The organism is Rhodococcus sp. P14 (assembly GCF_000256505.1).
GTDB classification, from domain to species: domain Bacteria; phylum Actinomycetota; class Actinomycetes; order Mycobacteriales; family Mycobacteriaceae; genus Rhodococcus; species Rhodococcus ruber.
This window is the reverse complement of the sequence record NZ_AJFC01000043.1, coordinates 21,221-47,606: the sequence shown is the minus strand read 5'-3', so window position 1 is coordinate 47,606 and position 26,386 is coordinate 21,221. Positions and strand designations below refer to the sequence as shown.

Sequence of the window (26,386 nt, the reverse complement as noted above, 5' to 3'; positions counted from 1 at the left end):
CCACCTCGTGGGCGAGGTCGCCGCCGGAGTGGGACGCGCCCACCACGAGCACCGGGCCGTCGGTCAGCTGCGCCGGATTGCGGTACTCGCTCGAGTGCAGCTGCACGATCCGCGGGTCCAGCTCGGCCGCGAAGTCCGGGATGCTGGGGGTGCGGCCGAACGTGCCGGTGGCGACGACGACGTTGCCGGCCTCGATCCGCATCTCGCCGCAGTCGAGGACGAAGCGATCGCCGTCGCGCGACAGCCGTCGCACGCGGGTGCCGCCGCGAACGGGCAGCTCGAACCGCGCGGCGTACGCCTCGAGGTAGTCGGCGACGTCGTCCTTCGTCGGGAACCGGTGCGGATCGCCGGGGAACGGCATGCCGGGCAGGCCGTCGTATCCGGCGGGGCTGTACAGGCGCAGCGAATCCCAGTGGCTGCGCCAGTTGTCGCCGATCCGCCGGTTCGCGTCGACGATCAGGAAGGGGCGCCCGTGCCGGGCGAGGTGGTAGCCGGCGGACAGCCCCGCCTGGCCTGCGCCGATCACGACGGTGTCGATCCGTCGGGGTGCACTGTCGGTGGTCATCGGAACTCCCGGGCTCGAGGGGACTGGACGGATGACGTTAGGCGCCGCCGGCATCGGCCGCGTCGGGCGAAGTACGCAGCCGTCCGCGGACCCGGATGGGTAGTTCTGTGCAGCTCAGAGCAGGTGGTGCTCGTACGCGTATGCCGTCGCGGCCGCCCGGGACGACACGTCGAGCTTGGTGAAGATGTTGCTCAGGTGCCGCGCCACGGTCTTCTCGCTCAACACGAGTTCACGGGCCACGGCGCGGTTGGTCTTCCCCGTGGCGACGGCCCGCAGCACCTCGATCTCGCGGGTGGTCAGCCGGCCCCGCGCGGCCGGGCGCCCCGGCCTCCGCGCGAGGTCCCGCAGGTCCGGCTCGGCGTGCAGGTCCCGGAACGTCGCCGCCGCGGCCTCGTACTCGAGCCGCGCCGTCTCGGCGTCGCCGAGCGCGTCACAGCACCGGCCCTGCAGCACCCGCACCCGCGCGCACTCGTAGGGCGCCTCGAAGCCGCGCCAGAGCCCGCACGAGCGGCGCAGCCGGTCGAGGGCGGCGCGCGGTGCGCCCTCGGCGAGCAGGACGGCGCCGGTGACCTGCTCGGCGATCGCACTCAACGCCGGAGCGTCCTGTTCCCCGGCCAGCGCCGCGAGTTCGTCGGCGCTGCGGCGCGCGGCCGCGACGTCGCCGACGGCGAGCGCGATCTCCGCGTGGCCCGCCAGCAGCCGCGGACGATAGAGCGGAAGCGATTCGCCGAGCGCCCGCCGGATCCCGGCGAGCGCCGCGTCGGTGTCGCCCCGGCGCAGACGCAGCAGCGCCATGCCCGGCTGGATCTCGCGGCCCAGCCGGCCGGCGCGGCGGTAGGCGTCCTCGGCCTCGTCGAACTCGCCGCGCAACCGGTGCAGTTCGCCCTGTTCGTACAGGGCCATGCCGACGGCCGGTTGACCCGGTGGGTCCGACAGCCGCCGGAACGCGAGCCGGGCCAGGTCCATGGCCTCCGTCCAGGCGCCCTCGAGTTGCAGGATCTCCGCGCGGTGTACGAGGCACTGTCCCCGGAAGGGAACGAGGCCGGGCTGGGCGTCGCACCAGCGGCCGAGTGCCCGCGTCCATTCCCTGGCCCGCTGCAGCTCGAACGTGCCCTGGCAGGCCTCGATGACCGCGCAGTACACCAGTCCGGCCACGACCGGCGAGACCTCGTCGAGGCTCACGCCGACCATCACCTCGTCCAGGGTGCCGAGACCGCCGGCGACGTCGCCGAGCAGGATGCGGCACTGCCCGATGCCGAGGGTGCTCAGCGCGACGAGGTCGGCGTCGCCGCAGGCTCGGCCGATCGCCTGGGCGGCGGTGAACGAGGGCAGGGCGTCGGCCGGCCGGTTCGCATGCATGTCCTGCACCGCCGCCGGCAGCATCAGGAGGCCGCGTGTCGCGCAGTCCGGGCGCCCGGGCTCGGTCAGGTGCTGGGCCCGGGCGAGCCAGCCGCCGGCGCGCGCCACCTCCCCACGGTTCATCAGCAGGAAGCAGAGCCAGAACGCACTGAGTCCGGCCCGCTCGGGGTCGTCGGCGTCGAGATGCGCCGAGAACGCACGCTCGCACAGCGTCGCGCAGTCGTCGTCCCGGCCGACCAGATACGCCGACCGTGCGAACAGGTCGAGGTCGTCGGCGGTGAGGGGCTCGTGCGCGTCGGCGGTGCGGAACGCGTCGAACGCCCGCGTCCAGTCCCGCGCGTGGAACGCTGCCCGCGCGTGGTCGAGCACCGTCGACGTGCCCATCCTCGCTCCCTGCGGCGACCGAACGTGCACCGAGTGGTTGCCTGCGATCCTACGCCCACCGGCCTCCGGTTCCGGGGTGCGCAGTGGGAGGTCAGTCCGGCAGGCCGGGCCGGGTACGGACCGGTGCCAGACCGGAGACGAGGACGACGGCGGTGATCGTTCCGGCGGCCATGATCGCGGCGAGCACCACGATCTGGAAGCGTCCGGCCTCGAGCGGGGACACACCTCCGAAGATCGCGCCGACGAAGGCACCCGGCAGCGTCACCAGCCCGGTGGTCTTGGTCTGGTCGGTCGACGGGATCAGCGCCGAGTGGACGGCCAGTCGCGTGAGCTCGCGGGTGGACTGCCGCGGCGTCGCACCGAGCGCGAGCCAGCCCTCGACCGTGTCCCAGTTGTCCCCGGTCAGTTCCGTGAAGCGCCGCCCCGCGAGGGTCGCGATGGTCATCGCGTTGCCGACGACGATGCCGCCGATGGCCAGGACGTACCGCGGGGAGAACTCGATGGCGCCGGTGACGAAGACGATCGTGAGCGTCACGGCGATCCCGAGCGCCATCGCACCGGATACGAGGGCCACGTGCCCCGGGCTCCAGCCGATCCGGCGGGATGCGGTGGCAGCGGCGACGGTGAACATGACCAGCAGCGCGGCCCCCACCCAGACGGGACTCGTGATCACCCCGGACAGCACCACACTGATCAGGGCGAGTTGCACGGCGCCCCGCAGCACCGCGACCGCCGGCGCGAAGTGATGCGGGGCGCGGTAGCCCCACAGCACCGCGGTCGTCGTCCCGACGAGCAGGGTCACCCCGACGGCGGTGGGAACCAACTCCAGGGACCAGGTCACCCTCCGGAGGGTATCCGCCGGGGGACGGGGGTGGCCGAATGTGACATGCGTTCGATCAGATCGAAGCGGTGTGACATTCGGCCCACCGGCAGCGGGTTCAGCGGATCAGGTTCCCCAGGTCGACGGGGATCTGCGCGCCGGTGATGTACTTCGCCTCGTCGGAGCACACCCACGCGACGACGGCCGCGACGTCCTCGGGCTGCAGGATCTCGTAGGGCAGCGAGTTCATGTAGATCGGGCCCAGGGTGGTCGCGTACTTCGCGATGAGCGGGTGCAGGTCGCTGACCTTCATGCCGGTCTCCACGCCGGCCGGGTGGACGGTGTTGACCCGGATCCGGTGCTCGCCCAGTTCGTTCGCCATCGTCTTCGCCAGGCCGGTGATGCCGTGCTTGGTCGCGACGTAGTGGCCGGTGAAGGGGGTGCCCTTGAGCCCCGAGACGGAGCTGGTGAAGACGACCGCCCCGCCCTCGCCCTGCTCGATCAGGTAGGGCACGGCGGCCTTCGCGGTGTGGAACACGCCGGTGAGGTTGACGTCGACGGTCTCCCGCCACTGCTCGAGGGTGATCTCCCACGACAGCGCGCCCGAGCAGATGCCGGCGTTCGCGACCACCACGTCGAGGCGGCCGAGCTGCTCGACGCCGTCGGCCAGCGCCCGCGACAGCGCGTCGAAGTCCCGCACGTCCGCGGTCGTGGCGACGATGCGACGGCCCGTCTTCTCGACCAACCGCACCGTCTCCGCGAGATCCTCCTCCGTGGCGCCCGGGTAGGCGGTCGAGGCGAAGTCGGTGCACGCGTCGATCGCGATGATGTCGGCGCCCTCGCGGGCGAACTGCACGGCCTCGGCGCGGCCCTGACCGCGCGCCGCGCCGGTGACGAAGGCGACCTTGTTCTCGAAACGGCCGGCGGTCTCCATGCTTGCCTCCTCGGTGGTGTCGGACGCGGATTCTCCCGGTCCGAAGCGGGGGACGGCAGCGCGGGTTCCGCTCACCGGGACCGCGGTCCGGAAGGCGCACGGTGTCCCGTGTCCGGCCGGGCGCCCCGTTCGGTTACCCGCTGGTAATAGAGCATGCGTTCTGTTATGGTCCCGCTGTGCCCCGGCCCCGCATCCACGACCTCGACGAGGTTCTCGACGCCACCGAGAATCTGGTGGTGGCCGGTGGTGCGAGCGCGGTGACGCTGCGTGCGGTCGCCGCGGCCACGGGGATGTCGAACGGGGCTCTGTATCACGCCTTCGGCTCCCGCGGTGGGCTGGTCGGCCGGGCCTGGTTGCGCGCGGCCCACCGCTTCCTCGACCTGCAGCGCGCGGCGGTCGACGAGGTTCTCGGCTCCGCGTCGACGCCGGACCGGGGGATCGACGCCGTCGTCGCCGCCGCCGATGCCCCCGCGGCGTTCGCCGCCCTGTTCCCCGAGTCCTCGCGCCTCCTGCTCACCGTCCGGCGCGAGGAGTTGCTCGGGTCCGACCCGCCGGCGGACGTCGCCGCAGAGCTGGGGCGGCTCGATTCGATTGTGGTCGCGCTGCTCGTCCGCCTGTCCCGGGCGTTGTGGGGCCGCGGCGACGCGCGCGCGGTCGCGGTCGTCGAGGACTGTGTCGTCGGTCTGCCGACAGGTCTGTTGCTCCGGCGCGGGCGTGTCCCCGACGCGGCCATGCGCCACCGTCTCGAGGCCGCGGTCCGCGCGGTGCTCGCCCTCGATCCTCCGCCCGCGCCATCCGGGCGCGGCGGCCACACGAAAGGCTCGCGATGACCGTCACTCTGACCTACCGGGACAAGATCGCCGTCCTCGACCTCGGCGACGACGAGAACCGGTTCTCTCCCGACTGGCTCGACACCGTCGACCGGCTCCTCGACGAAGTGCAGCAGAACGCGCACGCACTCGTCACCACGGCGACGGGGAAGTTCTACTCCAACGGCCTGGACCTGGAATGGCTGACAGCTCACGGTGATCGGGCGCAGTGGTACGTCGGCCGGGTGCAGGCGCTCTTCGGCCGCATCCTCACCTTCCCGCTGCCGACGGTCGCCGCCGTGGTCGGGCACGCGTTCGGGGCGGGTGCCATGCTCGCGATCGCGCACGACTACCGGGTGATGCGCGCGGACCGGGGCTACTACTGCTTCCCCGAGGTCGACATCCACATCCCGTTCACGCCGGGCATGGCCGCGCTGATCCAGGCCAAGCTGACCCCGCAGACCGCGGTCACGGCGATGACCACCGGTCGCCGCTACGGCGGTCTCGAGGCCGAGGCCGCCGGTCTGGTCGACCGCACGGCGGGCGCGGACGGCGTCCTCGACGCCGCCGTCGAACTCGTCACCCCGCTCGCGGGGAAGGACCCCGGCACCCTCGGTGCCATCAAGTCCACCATGTACGCGGCCGCGGTCGACGCACTCGCCCAGGGTCGGGCCTGACCGGTCACGAACTTCCGTGATGGGACGGAAGTGGTTGCTGCGGAACGGAATCCGTCCCCGGTAACAGTGCGCGCACCGCGTCGACGGTGTCCGCCTCGGCGGCGGTCTTGTCGGGGCGGTAGCGCAGCACACGGGCGAAGCGCAGCGCCACCCCGCCGGGGTAGCGGGGGCTGACCTGTACGCCGTCGAGTTCGATCTCCACGACCAGCTCCGGACGCAGGTACACGGTGTGCGCGTCGCGGCTGCGTTCGTGTCGCGGGAGCTCCTCGGTCTGCCATTGCAGCAGGGCGTCGGTCAGTCCCTTGAACGTCTTGCCGACCATGATCGGCTCGCCGCCGTCCGGATCCCGCGCGCCCAGATGGAGATTGGACAGGTAGCCGGCGCGACGGCCGTAACCCCACTCGGCGCCGAGTACCACCAGGTCCAGGGTGTGCTCCGGTTTGACCTTCTGCCAGGCGCGGCCGCGCCGGCCCGCCGCGTAGGGCGCGGTGAGGTCCTTGACGACGACGCCCTCGTGCCCGGCGGCGAGGGCGGCGTCGAACTGGGCGTCGGCGGTGGCCGCGTCCGGCCGCAGCACGCCCGGGATCCGATGGTTCGGCGCGACCCGCCGCAGAGCGTCGAGACGCTCGGTGAGCGGCGCGTCGAGCAGGTCGGTGCCGTCGAGGTGCAGGCAGTCGAAGAAGTACGGGTGCAGCATCAGCTCGTGCGCGGACTCGGCACCGAACCGGCTCATCGTCTCCTGGAACGGCCGGGGCCGGCCCGCAGGGTCGAGTGCCAGGGTCTCGCCGTCGAGCACGACCGACGTGCAGGGCAGCGTCGCGACCAGCTCCACGAGTTCGGGGACGCTGCGGGTGATCTCCCGCAACGTGCGGGTGAACACCCGCACCGTCCCGCCCCGGCGGTGCACCTGGATGCGGACGCCGTCGAGCTTGTACTCGACGCTGACCTCGCCGCCGAACTCGCTGTGGGCACCGGCGAGGGACTGGGCCGGGGCGGCGAGCATGGGCCGGATCGGCCGGCCCACCTCCAGCCGGAAGGCGGCGAGCGCGTCCGCGCCGCCGCCGAGCCCGGCCGCCGCGGTTGCGGGCAGCCGGCCGGAGAGCATGAACGCCCGGCGCACCGTCTCGGCCGGCAGCCCGGCCGCGGCGGCCACCGCGTCGGTCATCACCCCGTCGAGCGCGCCCTGCCGCAGGTCGCCGGTCAGCAGCCGCACCAGGAAATCCTGCTCCTCGGCGGTGGCCGCGCCGAGCAGACCGGCGAGCAGTTCGCGCCGCCGCCCCGTCGAGCCGGTCCCGGACAGACCGGCGAGCTCGGTGAAGGCCCGGTCGACGTCGACGACGGTCAGCGACGGCTCCTCGGACGGGTCGATGCGGGATCCGGCGAGGGTGCGCCATCCCACGCCGATCCGGCCCTGACGTGGCTCACCCGCCAGCCACGACACCACGGGCTCGACCTCCCCGGGGTCGAGGACGGCGAGGAGGGCGCGCAGTTCCTCCACCTTGGCCCGCCGCGACCGGGTGGCACCGACGGCCTGCGAGGTGGCAACGATCGTCGAGAAGAGCACGCCCCGACCGTACCGACCACCGCCGGTTTCGGCGCGGGTGTACCGCCGGTTCCGGCGCGGGTGTACAGCCGGAGGGTCAGTCGCCGACGCGTTCACCGGTCGCCGGATGGAACAGGTGCACCGTGCCCTCCCGCTTGCGCAGCCGGATCGTGTCCGCCAGCCGGGCCGGGGTGCGGGTGAGCGAGCGTGCGACGAGGGGGGTGTCGCTGCGCGCGACGCGGGTGTACACGTACGACTCGCTGCCGAGTTCCTCGACGAGTTCGACGATGGTCTCGACGCCGTCGCCGTCCGTGATCTCGAGCTGTTCGGGCCGGATCCCGACGGTGACGGTCTCGAGGCCGGCGCGGTGCAGCGAGGCGATGCGGTCGCGTTCGACGTCGACGACGGTGCTGCCGATCTGCACGCCGCCGTCGACGATCCGCGCGTCGAGCAGGTTCATTGCGGGCGAGCCGATGAACCCGGCGACGAACGCATTCGCGGGCCGGTCGTACAGCTCGGTGGGGGAGGAGAACTGCTGGAGCTTGCCGCCGCGCAGCACCGCCACCCGGTCGCCCATGGTCATCGCCTCGACCTGATCGTGCGTGACGTACACGGTGGTGGTGCCGAGACGCCGCTGCAGCGCGGCGATCTGGGTGCGGGTCTGCACGCGCAGCTTGGCGTCGAGGTTGGACAGCGGTTCGTCCATGCAGAACACCTGCGGTTCGCGGACGATCGCGCGGCCCATCGCGACGCGCTGGCGCTGCCCGCCGGAGAGCTTGGCGGGTTTGCGGTCCAGGTAGTCGGTGAGGTCGAGCAGCTTCGCCGCCTGTTCGACCTTGCGGCGCCGTTCGTCGGCGCCGACGCCGCGCATCTTCAGCGCGAAGCCCATGTTCTCGGCGACGGTCTTGTTCGGGTAGAGGGCGTAGTTCTGGAAGACCATTGCGATGTCACGATCCTTCGACGGCACGCCGACCATGTCGCGGCCGCCGATGCTGATCGAGCCCTCGTCGATGTCCTCGAGCCCGGCGAGCATTCGCAGGGCGGTGCTCTTGCCGGAGCCGGACGGCCCGACCAGGACGACGAATTCTCCGTCCTGGATGTCCAGGTTCAGGGAGTCGACGGCGAGGGTGTCGGAGTTCTCGTAGAGGCACGACGCGTTGCGGTAGGTGATCTCGGCCATGACGGTTCCTTCGGAAAGTGAGTGGGGGAGTTACTTGATCGCGCCGAACGACAGGCCGCGCACGAGCTTGTTCTGGGCGAGCCAGCCGGCCAGGACGACGGGCAGCGCCGCCATCGTGGCGGCCGCGGACAGGCGGGCCCAGTACAGGCCCTCGCCGGTGATGAAGCCGACGAGGAACACGGGAATGGTCTGCGCCTGCACCGCCGTGAGGTTCACGGCGAAGAAGAACTCGTTCCAGGAGAAGATGACGCAGATCAGGGCGGTGGCGGCGATGCCGGGCGAGACGAGCGGCAGGATCACCTCCCGCACCGACGTCCACAGGTTCGCGCCGTCCATGCTCGCGGCCTCGAGCAGCTCGCCCGGCACCTCGAGGAAGAACGAGCGCATCATCCACACCGCGATCGGCAGGTTCATCGCGGTGTAGAGGATGATCAGTGCCCAGATGTTGTCGAGCAGACCGATGTTCGCGACGATCACGTACAGCGGGATGATCGCGGCGACGATCGGCAGCATCTTCGTGCTGATGAAGAAGAACAGGGCGTCCTTGGTCTTGCGCACCGGCCGCAGCGACAGGGCGAACGCGGCGGGCACGCCGAGCAGCAGGACGAGGATCGTCGACACGCCCGTGGCGAACGCCGAGTTGAGCAGGCTGACACCGACTCCGGTGTCGAACACGGCGCGGAACTGGTCGAGGGTGGGCGTGAAGGAGAACTTCGGCGGATCGGAATAGGCGTCGGCCTCCTGCTTGAAGGCGGTGAGCACCATCCAGAACACGGGGAAGAAGAACCCCAGGGCGGCGATCCAGGCGACGACGCCCCACGGATTGGCCTTGCGGTGCTTGCGTTTCCGGGTTCCAACCGGGACGGTCTCCGGTGTGGGAACCTGTTGTGCGGTGGGGGCGGTGGTGCTCATCAGGCGGCCTCCTCCTTGCCGGTGAACGATGTGAAGATCAGCCGCAGCGCGACGGTGGCCACGACGATGGTGGCGACGACGACCACCACGCCCATGGCGGCGGCCTGGCCGATGTCGAAGCCGAGGAACGCGCGCTGATAGATGTAGAAGGGCAGGTTGGAACTCGCGGTGCCCGGTCCGCCCTGGGTCATCATGTAGATGGCGTCGAACGTGTTGACCAGGTGGATCGCGCCGAGCACGGCGCCGAGTTCGATGAACCGCCGCAGGTGCGGCAGCGTCAGCTCGCGGAACAGGGCGAAGGCGCCCGCCCCGTCGACCCGCCCGGCCTCGAGGATGTCCCGCGGCATCGACTGCAGACCGGCCAGGATGAGCAGCATCATGAACGGGGTCCACTGCCACACCAGGTTCGCCATCACCGCGGCGAGCGGGTAGCGGCTGACCCAGTCGATCTGCCCCACGCCGAACGGGGAGAGCACGAAGTTGACGATGCCGAACACCGGGTCGAACATCGCGGTCTTCCAGATCAGTGCGCCGGCGACGGGGGTGACGAGAAACGGGGTGATGAGCAGGGTGCGAACGATGCCGCGGCCGAGGAAGACCCGGTCGAGCAGCAGCGCGAGGAGCAGGCCCAGCACGACGGAGATCAGCACCGTGCCGACGATGAGGACCACGGTGTTGACCGCCACCTCGCGGAACTGACTGTCGCGGAAGACGTCCGCGTAGTTCTGCAGGCCGACGAAGCTGCGTGAGCCCGGGCGCACCAGGTTCCACGACTGCGTCGAGTAGTAGAGGGTGAACACGAACGGGATCTGGGTCACCACGATCATGAAGATCAGGGCAGGCAGCAGGGGCCCGCGTCGGCGCCAGCCCTCCGCGCGGGAGACCGCGTCGCTCTTGGCGTCGCGCACCCGGCGGATGCGCTCCGAGTCGTCGGCGGTGGAGGCGCCGACCGCCAGGGTTGTCATCGCTGATCCTCTCGGTAGGTGGCGCCGACCACGTCGGCGTACTCCTGCGCCTGTTCCAGTGCCTCGGTGACGGTCTTCTGGCCCGCGATCGCGGCGCTGATCTGCTGGCTCACCCGGGTTCCGAGGTCCTGGAACTCGGGGATGGCCAGGAACTGGACACCGGTGTAGGGCACCGGCTCGACCGTCGGGGCGTCCGGCGTCGCGCTCTCGATGGACTCGAGGGTGAGCGGCCCGTATGCGGCTGCGGCCTCGCGGTATTCGGGGATCTCGTAGGTCGACAGCCGGCTGCCCGGCGGTACCCGCTCCCAGCCGAGGGTCTCCCCGACGGTGCGCAGGTACTCCTTGCTCGTCATCCACGAGACGAACCGCCACGCGGAGTCCGCGTTGTCGCTGTCGACGGGGATGCCGAGCGACCAGCTGTAGAGCCAGCCCGCGTCGTCCTTGACCCGGATCGGTGCCGGGGCGTACCCGATCTTTCCGACGACGTTGCTCGACGCCGGGTCCTCGAGGGTGGAGACCGCCGAGGTGGAGTCGTACCACATCGCGACCCGGCCCTGCGCAAGCTGCGTGGCGCATTCGCTGAAACCGCTCGTGGCGGCGCCGGGCTGGCCGTGCTCGCGGACCAGGTCGACGTAGAACTGCACCGCCTCGACGACCTCGGGGCTGGTGAGCTGCGCGTTCCAGTCCTCGTCGTACCAGCGGCCGCCGAAGGTGTTGATCACGGTGTTCAGCGGGGCGAGCACCTCACCCCAGCCGGGCTTGCCGCGCAGGCAGATCCCGGCGGTGTCGGGGGTGTCGAGCCGGGCGGCGGCGGCGGCAACCTCGTCCCAGGTGGGGGTGGGGGACAGGACGATCCCGGCCTGCTCGAACAGGTCCTTGCGGTACATCAGGAACGACGACTCGCCGTAGAACGGCACCGAGTACATGTCGCCCTCGTAGGACAGCGAGTCGCGCAGGGTGGGAATGAAGTCGTCCTCGTCGTAGCCCTCCGTCTGCCGGGCGTACTCGGAGAGGTTGGTCAGCCACCCGTTCGCCGCCCACTGCGGTGTCTCGTAGTTGCTGATCATCACCACGTCGAACTCGCCGCCGCCCATCGCGGTGGAGGCCGTGATCTTCGCGCGGGCCTGGTTCTCCGAGAGGGTGACGAACCGCAGGTCGATGTCCGGGTTCTCGGCCTCGAACTGGGCGGCGAGTTGCTGGGCGTCCTGCATCTGGGAGTTCGACACCATCGCGATGGTGACGGTCTGGTCGGAGGCGCCGAGCGAGCCGGCGCCGGCGCAGCCGCTGAGCGTGAGGCTGAGCGCCCCGGCCCCGGCCGCCAGCATGCGGGTGGTTCTTCTGGATCTGTTCACCGATCGTCGCCTCTTCTCCGGTCTCTCCGGTGGTGTCATCGGTCGAGTAGCCAACGTGCGCACTCGATGTCGCATACGAGCATGGTGACCAGGCCGCCGCGCAGCGCTCCCAGCGCGGCCTGGTGTTTGGCGGCCCCGCCGGTGACGAGGACCGCGGCCGGGCAGGCGCGGATGTCGTCGAGCGAGACCGACACGGCGCGACGGTCGAGATCCCCGCCCACGGCCGTGCCGTCGGCGTGGAAGAACCGTCCCGCGATCTCCCCGACCGCGCCGAGGTCGGTGAGGGTGTCGAGCATGGCGGTGTCGAGATAGCTGCCCTCGAACAAGGTGGTCGACGTGGACACCGCCCCCACACCGAACATCATCATGTCGGCGCGGCGGCCGACGTCCAGGGCGCGGGAGATCATGGAGTCGGCCCGCAGGGACGCGACCGTCGCGGGGTCGGCGTACAGGGGGACCGGGAGCCGGACCATCTTGGCCTGCAACTGTTCCGCGCAGCGCCCGAGCACGTACTCGGCGCCGGTCTGGTAGTCGGAGGTGGTGACGGCGCCGTCGAGCTGGACGATCGTCGCGCATGCGGCCCCGCCCGGCGGGAGGGCCTGCGCGACGGCCACGGTCTCCGGCCCCCACGTGAACCCGAGGGTGTCGGTCGCGCGGATCCGCCGGCTGATCAGGGCGGCGGCGGCCCGTCCGACGCCCGCGAAGCTGGCGGCCTCGTCGAGCGGGCCGGCTGCGTCCACCCCGTCGCCGACGACGACGGCCTCGAGCAGGCCGAAACGCTCCTCGAGCGCGCGTTCCTCGTCGGCGTGCAGGTCGTCGCGCAGGTTGGCCGGCACGTTCACCTCGATGCGCACCAGGCCCTGGGCCCGGGCCCGGGCGACGAGCCGTCCCGCCGTCGGGCGGGAGACGCCCAGGCGCGTCGCGACCTCGGCCTGGGTGAGGCCGTCGAGGTAGTACAGCGTCGCGGCGCGCAACGCCAGGCGCAGATCCTCCGGTGCCGCGGTGGCCGCGGGCGGGTTCGTCGCGTGGGGGACGGTCACGTCATCTCCTGGGTCGGAGGGACTCGGGCCGGGGAACCGGCGAAGTCGGTGGAGCGTGAGCAAATGCTCATGGGTGCGTTCATCTGCTCAGTACGCTAGCATCGGCACTGTGACCCACACAACACCCCCGTCGATCCCGGAGCGCATGCGCGCCGCCGTTCTGGTCGAACCCGGACGGATCGAGATGCGCGAGCGCCCGGTCCCCGAACCCGCACCCGGCGACGTGCTCGTCCGGGTCACCACGGTCGGCGTGTGCGGATCGGACACGCACTACTACCGCGAGGGCCGCATCGGTGAATTCGTCGTCGAGGCCCCGCTCGTCCTCGGCCACGAGGCCTCCGGCACGATCGCCGCGGTCGGTGCCGGCGTCCCCGCCGAACGGATCGGGCAGCGCGTGTCGATCGAGCCGCAGCGACCCGACCCGACCACCGAGGAAACCCGGCGCGGGCGCTACAACCTCTGCCCGCACATGCGGTTCTACGCCACCCCGCCCGTCGACGGCGCCTTCTGCGACTACGTCACCATCGGGGCGGAATTCGCCCATCCCGTCCCCGACGCCGTCTCCGACGACGCGGCCGCCCTCTGCGAACCGCTGTCCGTGGGCATCGCCGCCGTCCGCAAGGCGGGCGTCACCGCCGGATCCCGGGTGCTCGTCACCGGCGCCGGCCCCATCGGCATCGTCACCGCGCAGGTCGCCCGCGCCTTCGGCGCCACCGACGTCGTCGTCACCGACCTCGACGCGGACCGTCGCGCGCTGGCCCGGAAGTTCGGGGCGACCGCCGCCCTCGACCCGCGCACCGACGACGTCACCGACCTGCACGTCGACGCCTACATCGACGCCTCCGGCGCCCCCGCCGCGGTCGCCACCGCGATGCGGGCCGTGCGGCCCGCCGGCACCGTCGTCCTCGTCGGCTCCGGCGCCGAGACGATGAACCTGCCGGTCCAGCTGATCCAGAACCGTGAGCTGGTCCTCACCGGCGTCTTCCGGTACGCCCACACCTGGCCGACGGCCGTCGCCCTCGCCGCCACCGGCCGCGTCGACCTCGACGCGATGGTCACCGCCCGGTTCCCGCTCGAGCGGGCGGCCGAAGCACTCGAATCCGACCGGACACCCGGCAACATCAAGACCGTCGTGCGGGTCCACCCCGGCGACGACACGTAAGGAGCCCCGACATGGACCTGGGGGAGAACGCCCTGACCGCCCTGCCCGTCCCCGGCCCGGCGTACCCGCGCCGCGACATCGGCGTCGGCATCGTGCATTTCGGGGTCGGCGGATTCCATCGTGCCCATCAGGCGATGTACGTCGACCGATTGCTCGAAGGCGCGGGCGCCCGCAACTGGGGCATCTGCGGTGTCGGCGTCATGCCCGGCGACCGCCGCATGCGCCACGCCCTCGCCGCCCAGGACGGCCTCTACACCCTGATCCTGCGCCACCCCGACGGCACATGGGAACCGCGGGTGATCGGTTCGATCGTCGACTACCGTTACGCACCCGAGGATCCCGAGGCGGTGATCGAGCTGATCGCGGCGCCCACCACGCGCATCGTCTCGCTCACCGTCACCGAGGGTGGCTACAACATCCGCCACGACACCGGCGAGTTCGACGTCGACGACCCCGCCGTCCGCCGCGACGTCGAGCACCCCGATGCGCCCGCCACCGTCTTCGGGTTCGTCACCGCCGCCCTCGCGCGCCGCCGCGAGCGCGGACTGCCGTCGCCGACGATCATGTCCTGCGACAACATCGAGGGCAACGGCACCGTCGCGCGGCGGGCCTTCACGTCCTTCGCCGCGCTCGTCGACCCCGGTCTCGCCGACTGGATGCGCGAGCACACCCGGTTCCCCAACTCGATGGTCGACCGCATCACCCCGGTCACGACCGACGACATCGCCTCCGAACTCGACGCCCGCTTCGGCGTCCGGGATCGCTGGCCCGTCGTCGCCGAGCCGTTCACCTCCTGGGTACTCGAGGACGACTTCTCCTGCGGCCGTCCGGCATTCGACGAGGTCGGGGTGCAACTCGTCGACGACGTCGCCCCGTACGAACTGATGAAACTGCGCCTGCTCAACGCGAGTCACCAGGCACTGGCCTACTTCGCGCACCTGTGCGGCTACCGCTACGTGCACGAGGCCGCGCAGGACCCGTTGTTCGCGGAGTTCCTGCTCGAGTACATGGACGCCGAGGCCACCCCCACCTTGCGTCCGGTGCCCGGCATCGATCTCGCGCAGTACAAGCGCACCTTGATCGAGCGCTTCGCCAACCCCGAGATCCGCGACACCGTCGCCCGGCTGTGCGCCGAATCCTCCGACCGCATCCCGAAATGGCTGCTGCCCGTCGTGCGGGAGAACCTCGCGACGGGCGGGTCGGTGCGCCTGGCCGCCGCCGTCGTGGCCAGCTGGGCCCGCTACGCCGAGGGCACCGACGAGGCCGGCGAACGCATCGAGGTCGTCGACCGGCTCGCCGGCACCCTCGGACCCCTCGCCCGCAGCCAGCGCGGGAATCCGACCGCCTTCCTCGAGAACCGCTCCGTCTTCGGTGATCTCGCCGACGAGCCGCGGTTCGTGGACGCCTACCGGTGGGCGCTCGACTCCCTGCACCGCAACGGCGCCCGCGCCACGCTCGAGGCCCTCCGCAGCAGGGTCGGATCGTGAACGGGCACGTCCTCGTCCTCGGCGAGGCCCTCGTCGACATCGTCCGGCGCGGCCCGGCCCGGCCCGTCGAACACGTCGGCGGCAGCCCGCTCAACGTCGCCGTCGGCCTCGGCCGCCTGGGCCGCGACGTCGAATTCGTCACCCACATCGGCGACGACGACCGGGGCCGCCGCATCGTTCGCCACCTCGCCGACTCCTCGGTGCGGCTCGCCGCCGGCAGCAGCACCGCGCCGCGCACCCCCACGGCGACCGCCACCCTGGACGAGAACGGCGCCGCCACCTACGAGTTCGACCTCGAGTGGCAACTGCCGGATCCACGCCCGGAGCCCGGCGCAGGGCACGTGCACACCGGGTCGATCGCGGCCCTGCTCGAACCCGGCTGCGAGGCCGTCGCCGCGCTGCTCGACCGGCACGTGCCCACCGCGACCATCAGCTACGACCCCAACGTCCGGCCCGCCCTCGTCGGCGACGACCCGCGCACCCGCGACCGCATCACCCGCTTCGTCGCGGGCGCCGACGTCGTCAAGGCCAGCGACGAGGACCTGCGCTGGTTCGCCCCCGACCGCGACCCCCGCGACGTCGCGCAGGAGTGGCTCGCCCTCGGCCCGGCGCTCGTCGCGGTGACCCTCGGCGCGGGCGGTGCCGTCGCCGTCGCGCGGTCCGGCGCCGTCGACGTCGCCGCGCACCCCGTCGAGGTCGTCGACACCGTCGGCGCCGGCGACGCATTCATGGCCGGTCTGCTCGACGCCCTGTGGACGCAGGAACTGCTCGGCGACCGCGAGGGCCTGCACGGAATCGAACCGGACGCGCTGCGCGCGGCCCTCGACGTCGCCGCGCGCACCGCGGCGCTCACCGTCGCGCGCCCGGGTGCGGACCTGCCGACCCGCGGGGAGCGGGACGCCGACCCGAAGGAGCAGAGGTGACGCTCGTCGCCGGGATCGACTCGTCCACCCAGTCCTGCAAGGTGCTCGTCTGCGACGCGCGCACCGGTCACGTCGTGCGGGAGGGCCGTGCCCCGCATCCCGACGGCACCGAGGTCGACCCGCGCGCCTGGGCAGACGCCCTCGACCGCGCCGTCGCCGCCGCGGGCGGGCTCGACGACGTCGCCGCGGTGTCGGTCGGCGGTCAGCAGCACGGGCTGGTGACCCTCGACGAGACCGGGACGGTGGTGCGCCAGGCGCTGCTGTGGAACGACACCCGCTCGGCCGCGGCCGCCGCCGACCTCGTCGCCGACCTCGGCGGCGGGCAGGCGTGGGCCGACGCCGTGGGGGTGGTGCCGCTCGCCGCGATCACCGTCGCCAAGGCGCGCTGGCTCGCCGACCACGAACCGGGCCACGCCGACCGCGCTGCGGCACTGTGCCTGCCGCACGACTGGCTCACGTGGCAGCTCGCGGGAGCCTCCGGCGTCGGCGCGCTCGTCACCGACCGCAGCGACGCCAGCGGCACCGGCTACTACAGTGCCGCCGACGGCTCCTACCGCACCGACCTGCTCGACCTCGCGCTGCGTGGCCGCCGGCCCGTGCTGCCCCGGGTGGCCGGACCGGCCGAACGGGTCGGGGAGACGGTCGCGGGCGCCGCACTCGGACCCGGTGCCGGGGACAACGCCGCCGCGGCCCTCGCCCTCGGCGCGCACGAGGGCGACGTGATCGTCTCCGTCGGCACCTCGGGCGTGGTCTCGGCCGTCTCGGCCACCCCGAGCCGCGATCCGTCCGGGCTCGTCGCCGGCTTCGCCGACGCCACCGGCCGGCACCTGCCGCTCGTGTGCACCCTCAACGCGGCGCGGGTCCTCGACGCCACGGCCGCGCTGCTCGGGGTCGACCACGACGAACTGTCGCGGCTCGCGCTGTCGGCCCCGCCCGGCGCCGGCGGTCTCGTGCTGGTGCCGTACCTCGAGGGCGAGCGCACCCCCAACCGGCCCGGCGCCACGGGCGCGATCCACGGCCTGCACCTGACGAATTCGACACGGGAACACCTGGCGCGCGCGGCCGTGGAGGGACTGCTGTGCTCGCTCGCGGACGGTCTCGACCACATCACCGCGCAGGGCGTGCCGGTGCGGCGGGTGCTGCTCGTCGGCGGCGGCGCCCGTTCCCGGGCGCTGCGCGAACTCGCGCCCGGCATCCTCGGGGTCCCGGTGGAGGTGCCGGAGCCGGGCGAGTACGTCGCAGCCGGCGCGGCCCGGCAGGCCGCCTGGGTGCTGGCCGGCGGCACCGAACCACCCCGGTGGGAGGGTGGCGGCGTGCGGCGCTACGAGGCGGACCCGGTCCCGGCCGTGCGCGCCCGGTACGCGGAGGTCCGTGATCTCACGGACGGCAGCGACCTGACACCTCTTTCCGGAACCTGACACCGGTTCCGGCCGGCCGGAAAGGCTGTCGGCATCCCGAAACGGATGCACGCTCCGGACCGCGGCCGCGATGAGTTCCGGCGTCGGCCCGGGTCGATATCTGTGACGCCGACAGGGCGCCGTCATCCACCGAGCAAGGAGAAGGCGATGCCGAAGATCACCCCGTTCCTGTGGTTCGACACCGAGGCCGAAGAGGCCGCCAAGTTCTACACCAGCGTGTTTCCCCGCTCGCGCATCCTGAGCACCACGTACTACCAGGACACCGGGCCCAAGCCGGCCGGCACCGTCATGACCGTCGACTTCGAACTCGACGGCCAGCGCTACGTCGCGCTCAACGGCGGCCCGGAGTTCTCGTTCACCGAGGCGGTGTCGTTCCAGATCGACTGCGCCGACCAGGACGAGGTCGACCACTACTGGAACGCTCTCACCGAGGGGGGGGAAGAGAGCCAGTGCGGCTGGCTGAAGGATCGGTTCGGGCTGTCCTGGCAGGTGGTGCCGCGACGGCTCTTCGAGCTGCTCTCCGACACCGGCCCCGAGGTGGGGCGGCGGGTCACCGAGGCGATGCTGCAGATGCGCAGGATCGAGATCGCACCGCTCGAGGAGGCCGCCCGCGGCTGAACCGGCGAGCCCAGCGGGCACCGCGGCGGCGGGGATAGCTTTCGGTCGATGACCACGCGCACCGAGCGGTTCGCCGAGCTGCCGCTGACCCGCAGACACGGCAGGCTGCTGCTCGGCTCCGGTGTGGGCTGGGCACTCGACGCCATGGATGTCGGGCTCATCTCCTTCGTGATGGCCGCCCTGGCCGTGCAGTGGAATCTGAGCGCGACCCAGCTGTCGTGGATCGGGTCGATCGGCTTCGTCGGAATGGCAGTCGGAGCCGCGGTCGGTGGGCTGCTCGCCGACCGGATCGGCCGGCGCCAGGTGTTCGCGGTGACACTGCTGGTGTACGGCCTGGCCACCGGCGCGGCGGCGCTCGCCGGCTCCGTCGCGGTGCTGATCGTGTTGCGGTTCGTCGTCGGCCTGGGTCTCGGCGCCGAGCTTCCCGTCGCGTCGACCCTCGTCAGTGAGTACGCGCCGCGCCGGCAGCGGGGTCGCATGGTCGTCGCGCTCGAGGCGTTCTGGGCGGCCGGATGGATCCTCGCGGCCCTCATCGGCTACTTCGTGATCCCCCTCGGCGACGACGGCTGGCGCTGGGCGCTGGCCGTGGGAATCGTCCCCACCCTGTACGCGGTGGTCGTGCGGTTCGGACTACCCGAATCCGTGCGATACCTCGAGCGCCGGGGCCGCTACGCCGAGGCGGAGAAGGCCGTGCGGTCCTTCGAGATGTCCGCCGGCGTCGCGGCGCCGACGGACGCGGAGGAGACGTCGCGTCCGGTGCTCACGGAGACGAGCGCCGAGTCGATCTGGTCGCCGCGGTTGCGGCGGCGCACCGCCGCCCTGTGGACGGTGTGGTTCTGCATCAACCTCTCGTACTACGGGGCCTTCATCTGGCTGCCGAGCCTGCTGGTGAACCAGGGCTTCGACCTGGTGAAGTCCTTCCAGTACACGCTGATCATCACGCTCGCGCAGCTGCCGGGATACGCCGTCGCGGCGTGGCTGATCGAGGTGTGGGGGCGCCGCGCAACCCTGGCGAGCTTCCTCGTCGGCTCGGCCGCGGCCGCGGGCCTGTTCGGGCTGGCCGACACGCCCACCGAGATCGTCGCCGCCGGAATGGCATTGTCGTTCTTCAACCTCGGCGCCTGGGGGGCGCTCTACGCGATCGGACCGGAGCTGTATCCGACGTCGGTGCGCGCCGCCGGGACCGGCGCGGCGGCCGCGTTCGGGCGCATTGCGTCGATCGTGGCGCCGCTGCTCGTGCCCTGGCTGCTCACCGGCGGCGGCAACGCCCTCGTGTTCGGGGTGTTCGCGGCGGCGTTCGTGCTCGCCGCCGTCGCCGCCTTCACGCTGCCGGAGCGCAAGGGGCACGTGCTCGAGGCCTGAGCCCTACGCCCGGGCGGCCGGCGCCGGGCCGCAGGCCGCCGCCACCGCGAAGGTCCCGAGGGCCGTGCCCGTGACGAGGCGCTGGGTCCGCACGGCCCGCGGGGGCGTCGCCATGCGGCGCGCCGGTCAGTTCGACGACCCGACCCTCGCGGACGTCGTGTCGCACCTGCGGATGTCGTCGGGCGCGTAGCCCGCCGGCCCCCGCGCGTGCGCACGTCTCGCGCCGATTCCGAAGGCAGCGCCACGGGATGTGCGCCCTCGGTGCGCGTGGAGTCATCCTTCTGTGCATTCGCAGCCATGTTCGCCCGCACTCCGGGGACCTAGTGTTCCAGATCACAAGCATCCGGCGGCGGGCCGTGCGCATCCGAGGCCTCCGCCGCGACCGAAAGGACGGACCTGGACGTGGCGTCACTGCAGACGGTGCAGAGGATCGGACCGGTGCTGGACCTGTTCACGGTGCAGCAACCCGAGTGGGGGGTCTCCGAGGTCGCGGCGGCGATCGACGTTCCCCGATCGAGCGCGCACGCTCTGCTGTCGAGCCTGGTCGACACGGGGCTGCTCCAGTGCCGCGCACGCGGACGCTACCGGCTCGGGTGGCGCGTCGTGGAGCTGGGGGAGACGCTGCGCGGCACCGTCGACGTCCGGTCCTGTGCCGCCCCCGTCCTCGAGCGTCTGGTGGAGAAGTACGGAGAGACAACTCATCTCGCGGTCATGGATCGATGGAACGTCCTCTACGTGGACAAGATCCTCGGCAATCACAACATCACCGTGCAGGGCGCCCGGGTCGGGACGCGCCTGGATGCGCATTCCACGGCGGTGGGCAAGGTGCTGCTCGCGCAACTCGAGGAGATCGAGGTGCGCCGGTACCTGGCCATGCGTCCGTTGCGGCGGCTGACACCGTCGACCACCACGAACCCCCAGGCACTTCTGGACGCTCTGGCCGGTGTGCGCTCGGCCGGCTTCGCTGCGGACCTCGGGGAGACCGTCTCCGAGGTGCACTGCGTCGCCGCCCCGGTGCGCGACGACCTGGGCTCCGTCGTGGCGGCCGTGAGCGTGAGCGTGCCCGCGACGCGCTTCGCCCAGCGGCGACCGCAGCTCGAGCGGGCCGTGGTCGGCGCCGCGCACGAGATCACCCGGGCGATCGCCGAAGCCCACGACTGCAGTCCCGTACCGCTGCGGGACGACCCGAGTGCCGCCGCTCTCGTGGAGGCGAGTCCGCGCGCCTCCTGATCACGATCCGACTGCACGAACACGACAAGCGAAAAAGAGGAGCCATGGACACCGCCGCCCACAAGGCCGCAGACCGACTGCTCGAGGTGTATCGCACGGGGGAGCCGATCGATCCGCTCACCCCCGATCATCCCGACGCGTCGATCGAACTCGCCTACCGGATCCAACAGCTGCAGGTCGAGCAGTGGACGCTGGCCGGCGATGTCGTCAAGGGCCACAAGGTGGGCTTGGCCTCCCGCGCGATCCAGCGGCAGATGGGTGTCGATCAACCCGATTTCGGGCATCTGACCGCGAGCATGTTCCACCTCGAGCATCAGCCGATCCCCGCCGGCCGCTTCCTGCAGCCGCGGATCGAGCCCGAGGTGGCGTTCGTGCTCGGCAGGCCGCTGGCCGGTCCGGGCGTCACCGCCGCCGAAGCTGCGCGGGCCGTGGACTTCGTGCTGCCCGCACTCGAGATCGTCGACTCGCGGATCCGGGACTGGAAGATCGGCATCTTCGACACCATCGCGGACAACGCCTCGTCCGGCGGCGTGATCCTGGGGAGCCGGCCGGTCTCCCTCGGTGACGTCGACCTGAGGCTGATCGGATGCACACTCCACATAGGCGGTGAACTCATGGCGACGGGAGCCGGCGGAGCCGTCCTCGGGTCCCCGCTCAACGCGCTGGTGTGGCTGGCCAACACGGTCGGCCCGCTCGGGGTCACCCTCGAACCGGGGCATGTGGTGCTTCCCGGCTCCATGACCAGGGCGTTTCCCGTGGCGGCGGGCAACTCCATCGTGGCGAACATCAGCGGGCTCGGCAGCGTCACCGCCGTGCTCGGCGGAAAGGACGAGAAATGAGCGACCAGTCGTGGAGCGCGGCCCGCGTCGCCGACGTGCTTCTGCGGGCGGAGGACACGGCGACCCCGCAGACGTCGATCCTCGCGGAATGGGACGGACTGGACCTGGGGACCGCGTACGCCGCGCAGGACATCGCGTTGCGCATGCGGCTCGCCCGCGGCGAGCGGCTCACCGGCGTGAAGCTCGGGGTCACGTCTAAGGCAAAGCAACGGCAGGTGGGCGTGGACTCGCCGTCCACCGCGTGGCTCACGGACAGGATGATCCTGCCGATCGGCGAGCCTGTCCCGCGCGAGAAGATGATCCACGCTCGCGCGGAGCCGGAGATCGCGTTCGTCATGGGCCGCAGGCTCGAGGGGCCGGGCGTCTCGGCCGCGACCGCACTGGCCGCGGTGGAGCACGTGGTCGGCGCGATCGAGATCATCGACAGCCGCTTCTCCGGCTACCAGTTCTCGATGATGGACGCCGTCGCGGACAACAACTCGTCCGGACGGTACGTGACCGGTCCGGTCGGCCGCGCGCCGGAGGATCTCGATCTCGCCCTCGAGGCGTGTCTGCTCGAGATCGACGGCGAGGTGGTGGATTCGGCAACGGGCGCTGCGGTACACGGACATCCCGCGGAGGCGCTGGCCTTCGCCGTGAACACCCTGGCCGAGCGGGGACTCGCCATCGAGGCAGGGTGGGTGGTGCTCACCGGCGGCATGACCGACGCCGTGCCGGTGCAGCCGGGGGCGCGCATCGCCGCGCACTTCACCACCCTCGGCACCGTCACCGTGGCGGGAGGCTGACGATGCCGCTCATCGACGTGACGATCGCGGAGGGGCGCAGCCCGGACGAGCTCCGGAGGCTGATCCACGAACTGACCCAGGCGGCGCACCGGGCCCTGGACGCGCCGCTGCCCAACATCCGGGTGGTGCTGCGGGAGACGCCGAAGACACACTTCGCCGCAGGCGATGTGACGATCGCCGAGCGTGAGACACGGGCCTGAACGGTCCGGATATCCCGGACTGCGACAGCGCCGGCCGGCGACGACGTCGAGCATCGTGATCGAGCCGCATCGGGGCGGGGAAGCGGGATACACAAGGGAGACACCATCCCCTGCGTCCCCTGGAGAACCCGATGACGTCGAACCCACAGCGCGCCCTCACCCTGGTTGCCGAGCCCGAGCCCGGCTGCGAACGGGTGGCGGACCGGATGTACCACGACCTGCTTTCGCCACCGGAGGTGCAACAGGTGCGCGACCGCGTCCGGGACTTCGCCGCTCGGGCTGTCTCGCCGATCGCCGGCCGGATCGCCGGCGGGGACGAGCGCCTCGACGGGTTCCCCCGGGACGCGTTCGAGGCCATGGCCTCGAACGGTCTGTTCCGCCTTCCCTTCACCGCGGATGTCGGTGGCGACGGACTCACGCACCGCGCCACGGCCACCGCAGTGGCCGTCGAGGAACTGGCGTACTACTCCAACAGCGTCGCCGCGATCTACGACGTCCATTGCATCCTCGCCGGCACGGCACTGGACCAGGGCACCGAGGAGCAACGGCGCCGATGGCTGCGTGCCGTCGTCGACGGGGAGATCGTCGGATCGTTCGCGACGAGCGAGCCCGGTGCCTCGAGCGATCTGTCTCCCGAGGCGGTGCAGACCGTCGCGAGCCCGGACGGCGACGGGTGGGTGCTCACCGGCCGCAAGCGGTGGATCACCAATTCGGTCGTCGCCGGTGTCGTCGTCGTGCTCGCCCGGACCGGCGACAGCCTCACCACCTTCATCGTTCCCACCACCGCACCGGGCGTCACCGTCGGCACACCCGACCGCAAACTCGGCAACCGCGGGCAGATCACGGCCGACGTGATCCTCGACCGTGTTCCGCTCGGGCCGGAATCGGTGCTCGGGCGGGTCGGCGGTGGCCTGCGCGTCGCGCTCCGGACACTCACCTACGGCCGCATCGGAATCGGCGCCGCCGGCGTCGGCATGGCGCAGGCCGCCTTCGACCGGACCGTCGCGCATCTGAAGTCGCGGCACGCGTTCGGTGGTTCGCTGGCCTCCAAACAGCATTGGCAGTTCGTGATGGCCGACTACGCGGCAGATCTCGAGTCCGCCCGTAGCCTGTACCTGAAAGCGGCGCTCCGGCTCGACGCGGGGGAACACTTTCCCGAGCCCGAAGCGGCGATGGCAAAGCTGCGCGGAACCGACCTGGCGGCGCGCATCGCCCGGGATGCCGTGCAGGCGTTCGGCGGACTCGGATTCGTGCAGTCCCTCGGTGCCGACGACACCGAAGGCCCGGTCGAGGCGATCTACCGGGACAGCAAGATCGGCGAGATCTACGAGGGAGCCAACGAGATTCAGAAATGGGTGCTCGCCCGGCAGATTTTCGGGCGGGACCACACCGGATAGGTTTCGGCAGTTCTGTGGGGGCTGGTCGTCGCTCGTGCGAGCGTGGACGGCCGGCCCTCGCCGGTGACGACTACCCGCGCACGGCGGGGTTCAGGCGGAAATGTGCAGGGCTGGAGCCGAACCGGCGACGGAACGCGCGGCTGAAATGCGATACGTCCCGGAACCCGACGTGGACACTGATCGCAGTGACGGTGAGATCGGTTTCCAGCAGCATCGTTCGGGCGCGGCCGAGTCGCACCTCGTACAGCCACGTGCGGGGAGTGGTTCCCGCCGTGCTGAACAGTTTGTGGATGTAGCGCAGCGACATTCCCAGTTCCATGCCGATCTCGGCGAGCGTGTGATCGGGATCGTGCAGGTACCGGGCCATGGTGGCCTGGACCTTGCGCAGGTCGTCCGCGTGCGCCCGCTTCGTGGCGTTCAGCGGAGTCACCCGGTCGCTGATCGCGGTGACGAGCAGGTCAAGCGCCGCGGCGGCCACAGAATCCGAGGTTCCACCGGACAGGGGGGTTTCGGTGGCGGCCACGTCGACCAGAAAACGCGACACCAGTCGCCCGATGCCGGTCTGCCCCGAAATGCCGTGGCCCGTCACGCTCTCCACCGCGTCGAGCGGCAGTCGGGACGTGAGCTGCCGGCGCGGCGCCCGCAGTACGATCTGCTCGAATTCGGTTGTGCCGTCGACGACGAACGGCGTCGACGAGTCCACGACGCCGAAGGCGCCGTTCTCGAGGATCGCCGTCCGCGGCCCCTGCGTCAGGGTGGCGGAACCCTGAGTGATGAGGCACAGCAGGAAATCGTCGTTGGGATCCGAATCGATCATCGCGGGGGTCCGCACCACCGTGTGCGGATCGGCGCGCACCACGCTCACGATCACGTCGCCGATCGGGCGAGCGACCAGATCGGCAGCAAACCGGTCGTTCGATCGGGACCAGTCGACGTCCATCTCGCAGTAGGTCCGGTCGAGCGTATCCGCCCACCGCGCACGGCCTTCGGCGGATTCGAGTTCACGAACGCTCAGCGCCACCGGTCGACCGGCCTCCGCGGTGCACGGGGAGTCATCCTTCGGTGCACTGTCGGTCATGTTCCTGCTCACCTCCTCCTCCTAGTGTTCCAGATCACAGGAACTCGGCGGGCGGACGATACCGCGAGACGCACCGTCTGCGCGACCCTCGACCGTCGCCTCCGGACGAGCCGACGACAGGAGAACGACATCATGACCACCACCCACACCTGGATCGACGAGATCACCATGGAGGAACTGGATCGCGACCCGAATCCGATCTATGAGCGCCTCCGCCGTGAAGCCCCGGTCGCGTATGTGCCCGCAGTGGGGATGCACGTCGTGGCGACCCGCGAGTTGTGCCTGCAGATCACGCAGGACCCGCAGGCGTGGTCCACCGTGATCGCCCCCTCGGGAGGCCGGACGTTCGGCAAGGGAACGGTTCTCGACTCCAACGGCGAGCAGCACCGCAGGATCCGGGAGTGGATCGATCCGCAACTGCGTCCCGCCGCCGTCGACACCTATGTCGAGGCCCTGGTCCGGCCGCAGGCGCAGCGGATCCTCGAGCGCATCGAAGACCTCGGAGCCGCCGACATCCAGGAGGCATACTTCGCGCCGGTCAGCGTCCGCGCCGTCGGCGACCTCATGGGCCTGACGGACGTCCCGTCCGAGACGCTCGTGCGCTGGTTCCAGACGCTCGCCCTGTCCTACGGCAACGCCGCGGTCGACGAGCACGGCAACTTCGCAGATCCGGCACCCTTCGAGGCCGGTGACAGGGTCAAGGAGGAGATCGTCGCGACAGTCGACCCCATGCTCGACCACTGGACCGCCCACCCCGACCACACCCTCATCTCGCACTGGCTGCACGACGGGATGCCCGAGGGACAGGTGCGCGATCGCGCCGAGATCTACCCGAACATCTACGTGTTCCTGCTCGGTGCTCTGCAGGAGCCGGGCCACGTCATGACGACCACCCTGGCGGGCCTGCTGCAGCACCCCGACCAGCTCGAACGGGTCGTCGACGATCCGACCCTCGTGCCGCGCGCGATCAACGAGGGCGCTCGGTGGGTGGCGCCGATCTGGAGCGCTGCGGTGAAGGTCGCGAACCACGATGTCACGATCGGCGGTGTCGACCTGCCTGCGGGTACACCCGTGATACTCGCCTACGGCTCGGCGAACCGGGACGAGACCGCCTGGGAGAACCCGGACGCCTACGACGTGGATCGGCCGGTCATGCCGCATCTCGCGTTCGGCTCCGGCAACCATGCCTGTGCCGGAACCTACCTCGGCACCGCGATCGTCCGCATCGCGCTCGAGGAGCTGTTCGAGACGATCCCGAACATCGAGCCCGATCTCGACCACACGCCGGACTTCTGGGGCTGGACCTTCCGCGGCCCGCAGGGATTGCGTGTGCGGTGGGAGGTGTGA

Annotated in this window: 26 protein-coding genes; 15 read left to right on the top strand and 11 right to left on the bottom strand. The window is 71.3% G+C overall.

Features of this window, described 5'->3' with window-relative positions; all coding sequences use genetic code 11:
• The 4 genes from OEY_RS0103380 to OEY_RS0103365 all read right to left on the bottom strand — a co-directional run.
• The coding region (locus tag OEY_RS0103380; protein ID WP_010592538.1) for a flavin-containing monooxygenase at window positions 1–565 on the bottom strand (565 nt) is incomplete at its 3' end.
• 114 nt (window positions 566–679) lie between these two features.
• Complete coding sequence (locus OEY_RS0103375) at window positions 680–2,308, bottom strand: LuxR C-terminal-related transcriptional regulator (protein ID WP_010592537.1); 1,629 nt, start codon at window positions 2,306–2,308, stop codon at window positions 680–682.
• Window positions 2,309–2,399: 91 nt separating this feature from the next.
• Entirely contained in the window at window positions 2,400–3,149 is a 750-nt protein-coding gene (locus OEY_RS0103370; protein ID WP_010592536.1) for an ABC transporter permease, read from the bottom strand.
• Window positions 3,150–3,246: 97 nt separating this feature from the next.
• Window positions 3,247–4,062, bottom strand: a complete 816-nt coding sequence (locus tag OEY_RS0103365; RefSeq protein WP_010592535.1) for a mycofactocin-coupled SDR family oxidoreductase — start codon at window positions 4,060–4,062, stop codon at window positions 3,247–3,249.
• Between the two features lie 176 nt (window positions 4,063–4,238).
• On the opposite strand from OEY_RS0103365, the gene OEY_RS0103360 reads away from it, so the two are divergent.
• Window positions 4,239–4,892, top strand: coding sequence for a TetR/AcrR family transcriptional regulator (locus OEY_RS0103360; RefSeq protein WP_010592534.1), 654 nt, complete (start codon window positions 4,239–4,241; stop codon window positions 4,890–4,892).
• Window positions 4,889–5,548, top strand: coding sequence for an enoyl-CoA hydratase-related protein (locus tag OEY_RS0103355; protein ID WP_010592533.1), 660 nt, complete (start codon window positions 4,889–4,891; stop codon window positions 5,546–5,548). Before OEY_RS0103360 ends, OEY_RS0103355 begins: the two co-directional genes overlap by 4 nt.
• A 4-nt stretch (window positions 5,549–5,552) precedes the next feature.
• Here the strand turns inward: OEY_RS0103355 and OEY_RS0103350 are convergent, their stop codons facing one another.
• The 6 genes from OEY_RS0103350 to OEY_RS0103325 all read right to left on the bottom strand — a co-directional run bounded on the left by OEY_RS0103350 (window position 5,553) and on the right by OEY_RS0103325 (window position 12,540).
• On the bottom strand, window positions 5,553–7,112 hold the full coding sequence (locus tag OEY_RS0103350) for an ATP-dependent DNA ligase (RefSeq protein WP_010592532.1): 1,560 nt from the start codon (window positions 7,110–7,112) through the stop codon (window positions 5,553–5,555).
• Between the two features lie 76 nt (window positions 7,113–7,188).
• Window positions 7,189–8,271 (bottom strand): ABC transporter ATP-binding protein, encoded by a 1,083-nt coding sequence (locus OEY_RS0103345; RefSeq protein ID WP_010592531.1) that lies wholly within the window; start codon window positions 8,269–8,271, stop codon window positions 7,189–7,191.
• A 30-nt stretch (window positions 8,272–8,301) separates the two neighbouring features.
• Window positions 8,302–9,183 (bottom strand): carbohydrate ABC transporter permease, encoded by an 882-nt coding sequence (locus OEY_RS0103340; protein ID WP_010592530.1) that lies wholly within the window; start codon window positions 9,181–9,183, stop codon window positions 8,302–8,304.
• Window positions 9,183–10,148: a carbohydrate ABC transporter permease gene (locus OEY_RS0103335; protein WP_010592529.1), complete on the bottom strand. Its 966-nt coding sequence runs from the start codon at window positions 10,146–10,148 to the stop codon at window positions 9,183–9,185. The genes OEY_RS0103340 and OEY_RS0103335 overlap by 1 nt, the downstream gene beginning before the upstream one ends.
• On the bottom strand, window positions 10,145–11,473 hold the full coding sequence (locus OEY_RS0103330) for an ABC transporter substrate-binding protein (protein WP_010592528.1): 1,329 nt from the start codon (window positions 11,471–11,473) through the stop codon (window positions 10,145–10,147). The genes OEY_RS0103335 and OEY_RS0103330 overlap by 4 nt, the downstream gene beginning before the upstream one ends.
• Window positions 11,474–11,535: 62 nt before the next feature.
• The gene (locus OEY_RS0103325; RefSeq protein WP_010592527.1) at window positions 11,536–12,540 is read right to left on the bottom strand and encodes a sugar-binding transcriptional regulator; all 1,005 of its coding nucleotides are present in this window, start codon (window positions 12,538–12,540) and stop codon (window positions 11,536–11,538) included.
• Window positions 12,541–12,685: 145 nt separating this feature from the next.
• Here OEY_RS0103325 and OEY_RS0103320 point away from each other — a divergent pair, with 145 nt between their 5' ends.
• From OEY_RS0103320 to OEY_RS0103265, 12 genes are all read left to right on the top strand, one after another.
• Window positions 12,686–13,702, top strand: coding sequence for an NAD(P)-dependent alcohol dehydrogenase (locus OEY_RS0103320; protein ID WP_010592526.1), 1,017 nt, complete (start codon window positions 12,686–12,688; stop codon window positions 13,700–13,702).
• A gap of 11 nt (window positions 13,703–13,713) precedes the next feature.
• Complete coding sequence (locus OEY_RS0103315; RefSeq protein ID WP_010592525.1) at window positions 13,714–15,189, top strand: mannitol dehydrogenase family protein; 1,476 nt, start codon at window positions 13,714–13,716, stop codon at window positions 15,187–15,189.
• Window positions 15,186–16,112, top strand: a complete 927-nt coding sequence (locus OEY_RS0103310) for a carbohydrate kinase family protein (RefSeq protein WP_010592524.1) — start codon at window positions 15,186–15,188, stop codon at window positions 16,110–16,112. The genes OEY_RS0103315 and OEY_RS0103310 overlap by 4 nt, the downstream gene beginning before the upstream one ends.
• Window positions 16,109–17,530 (top strand): xylulokinase, encoded by a 1,422-nt coding sequence (xylB, locus tag OEY_RS0103305; RefSeq protein WP_010592523.1) that lies wholly within the window; start codon window positions 16,109–16,111, stop codon window positions 17,528–17,530. The genes OEY_RS0103310 and xylB overlap by 4 nt, the downstream gene beginning before the upstream one ends.
• Window positions 17,531–17,677: 147 nt before the next feature.
• Window positions 17,678–18,148 (top strand): VOC family protein, encoded by a 471-nt coding sequence (locus tag OEY_RS0103300; RefSeq protein WP_010592522.1) that lies wholly within the window; start codon window positions 17,678–17,680, stop codon window positions 18,146–18,148.
• A gap of 48 nt (window positions 18,149–18,196) precedes the next feature.
• Window positions 18,197–19,510 carry an MFS transporter gene (locus tag OEY_RS0103295; RefSeq protein ID WP_010592521.1) on the top strand — a complete coding sequence of 438 codons (1,314 nt, stop codon included), beginning with the start codon at window positions 18,197–18,199 and terminating at the stop codon, window positions 19,508–19,510.
• 64 nt (window positions 19,511–19,574) lie between these two features.
• A complete protein-coding gene (locus tag OEY_RS31370) occupies window positions 19,575–19,700 on the top strand; it encodes a hypothetical protein (RefSeq protein WP_268965544.1) in 126 nt (41 codons plus the stop codon).
• A gap of 212 nt (window positions 19,701–19,912) precedes the next feature.
• Window positions 19,913–20,740, top strand: coding sequence for an IclR family transcriptional regulator (locus tag OEY_RS0103285; protein WP_010592520.1), 828 nt, complete (start codon window positions 19,913–19,915; stop codon window positions 20,738–20,740).
• A 44-nt stretch (window positions 20,741–20,784) separates the two neighbouring features.
• The gene (locus OEY_RS0103280; RefSeq protein WP_010592519.1) at window positions 20,785–21,579 is read left to right on the top strand and encodes a 2-keto-4-pentenoate hydratase; all 795 of its coding nucleotides are present in this window, start codon (window positions 20,785–20,787) and stop codon (window positions 21,577–21,579) included.
• A complete protein-coding gene (locus OEY_RS0103275; RefSeq protein WP_010592518.1) occupies window positions 21,576–22,364 on the top strand; it encodes a 2-keto-4-pentenoate hydratase in 789 nt (262 codons plus the stop codon). Before OEY_RS0103280 ends, OEY_RS0103275 begins: the two co-directional genes overlap by 4 nt.
• 2 nt (window positions 22,365–22,366) lie before the next feature.
• Window positions 22,367–22,564: a tautomerase family protein gene (locus OEY_RS0103270; RefSeq protein ID WP_010592517.1), complete on the top strand. Its 198-nt coding sequence runs from the start codon at window positions 22,367–22,369 to the stop codon at window positions 22,562–22,564.
• Between the two features lie 131 nt (window positions 22,565–22,695).
• The gene (locus tag OEY_RS0103265) at window positions 22,696–23,961 is read left to right on the top strand and encodes an acyl-CoA dehydrogenase family protein (RefSeq protein ID WP_010592516.1); all 1,266 of its coding nucleotides are present in this window, start codon (window positions 22,696–22,698) and stop codon (window positions 23,959–23,961) included.
• A gap of 70 nt (window positions 23,962–24,031) precedes the next feature.
• Here OEY_RS0103265 and OEY_RS0103260 read toward each other — a convergent pair whose 3' ends face one another.
• Window positions 24,032–25,039, bottom strand: a complete 1,008-nt coding sequence (locus OEY_RS0103260; protein ID WP_010592515.1) for an AraC family transcriptional regulator — start codon at window positions 25,037–25,039, stop codon at window positions 24,032–24,034.
• Window positions 25,040–25,171: 132 nt separating this feature from the next.
• Between OEY_RS0103260 and OEY_RS0103255 the strand changes: the two genes are divergently transcribed.
• Entirely contained in the window at window positions 25,172–26,386 is a 1,215-nt protein-coding gene (locus OEY_RS0103255; protein WP_010592514.1) for a cytochrome P450, read from the top strand.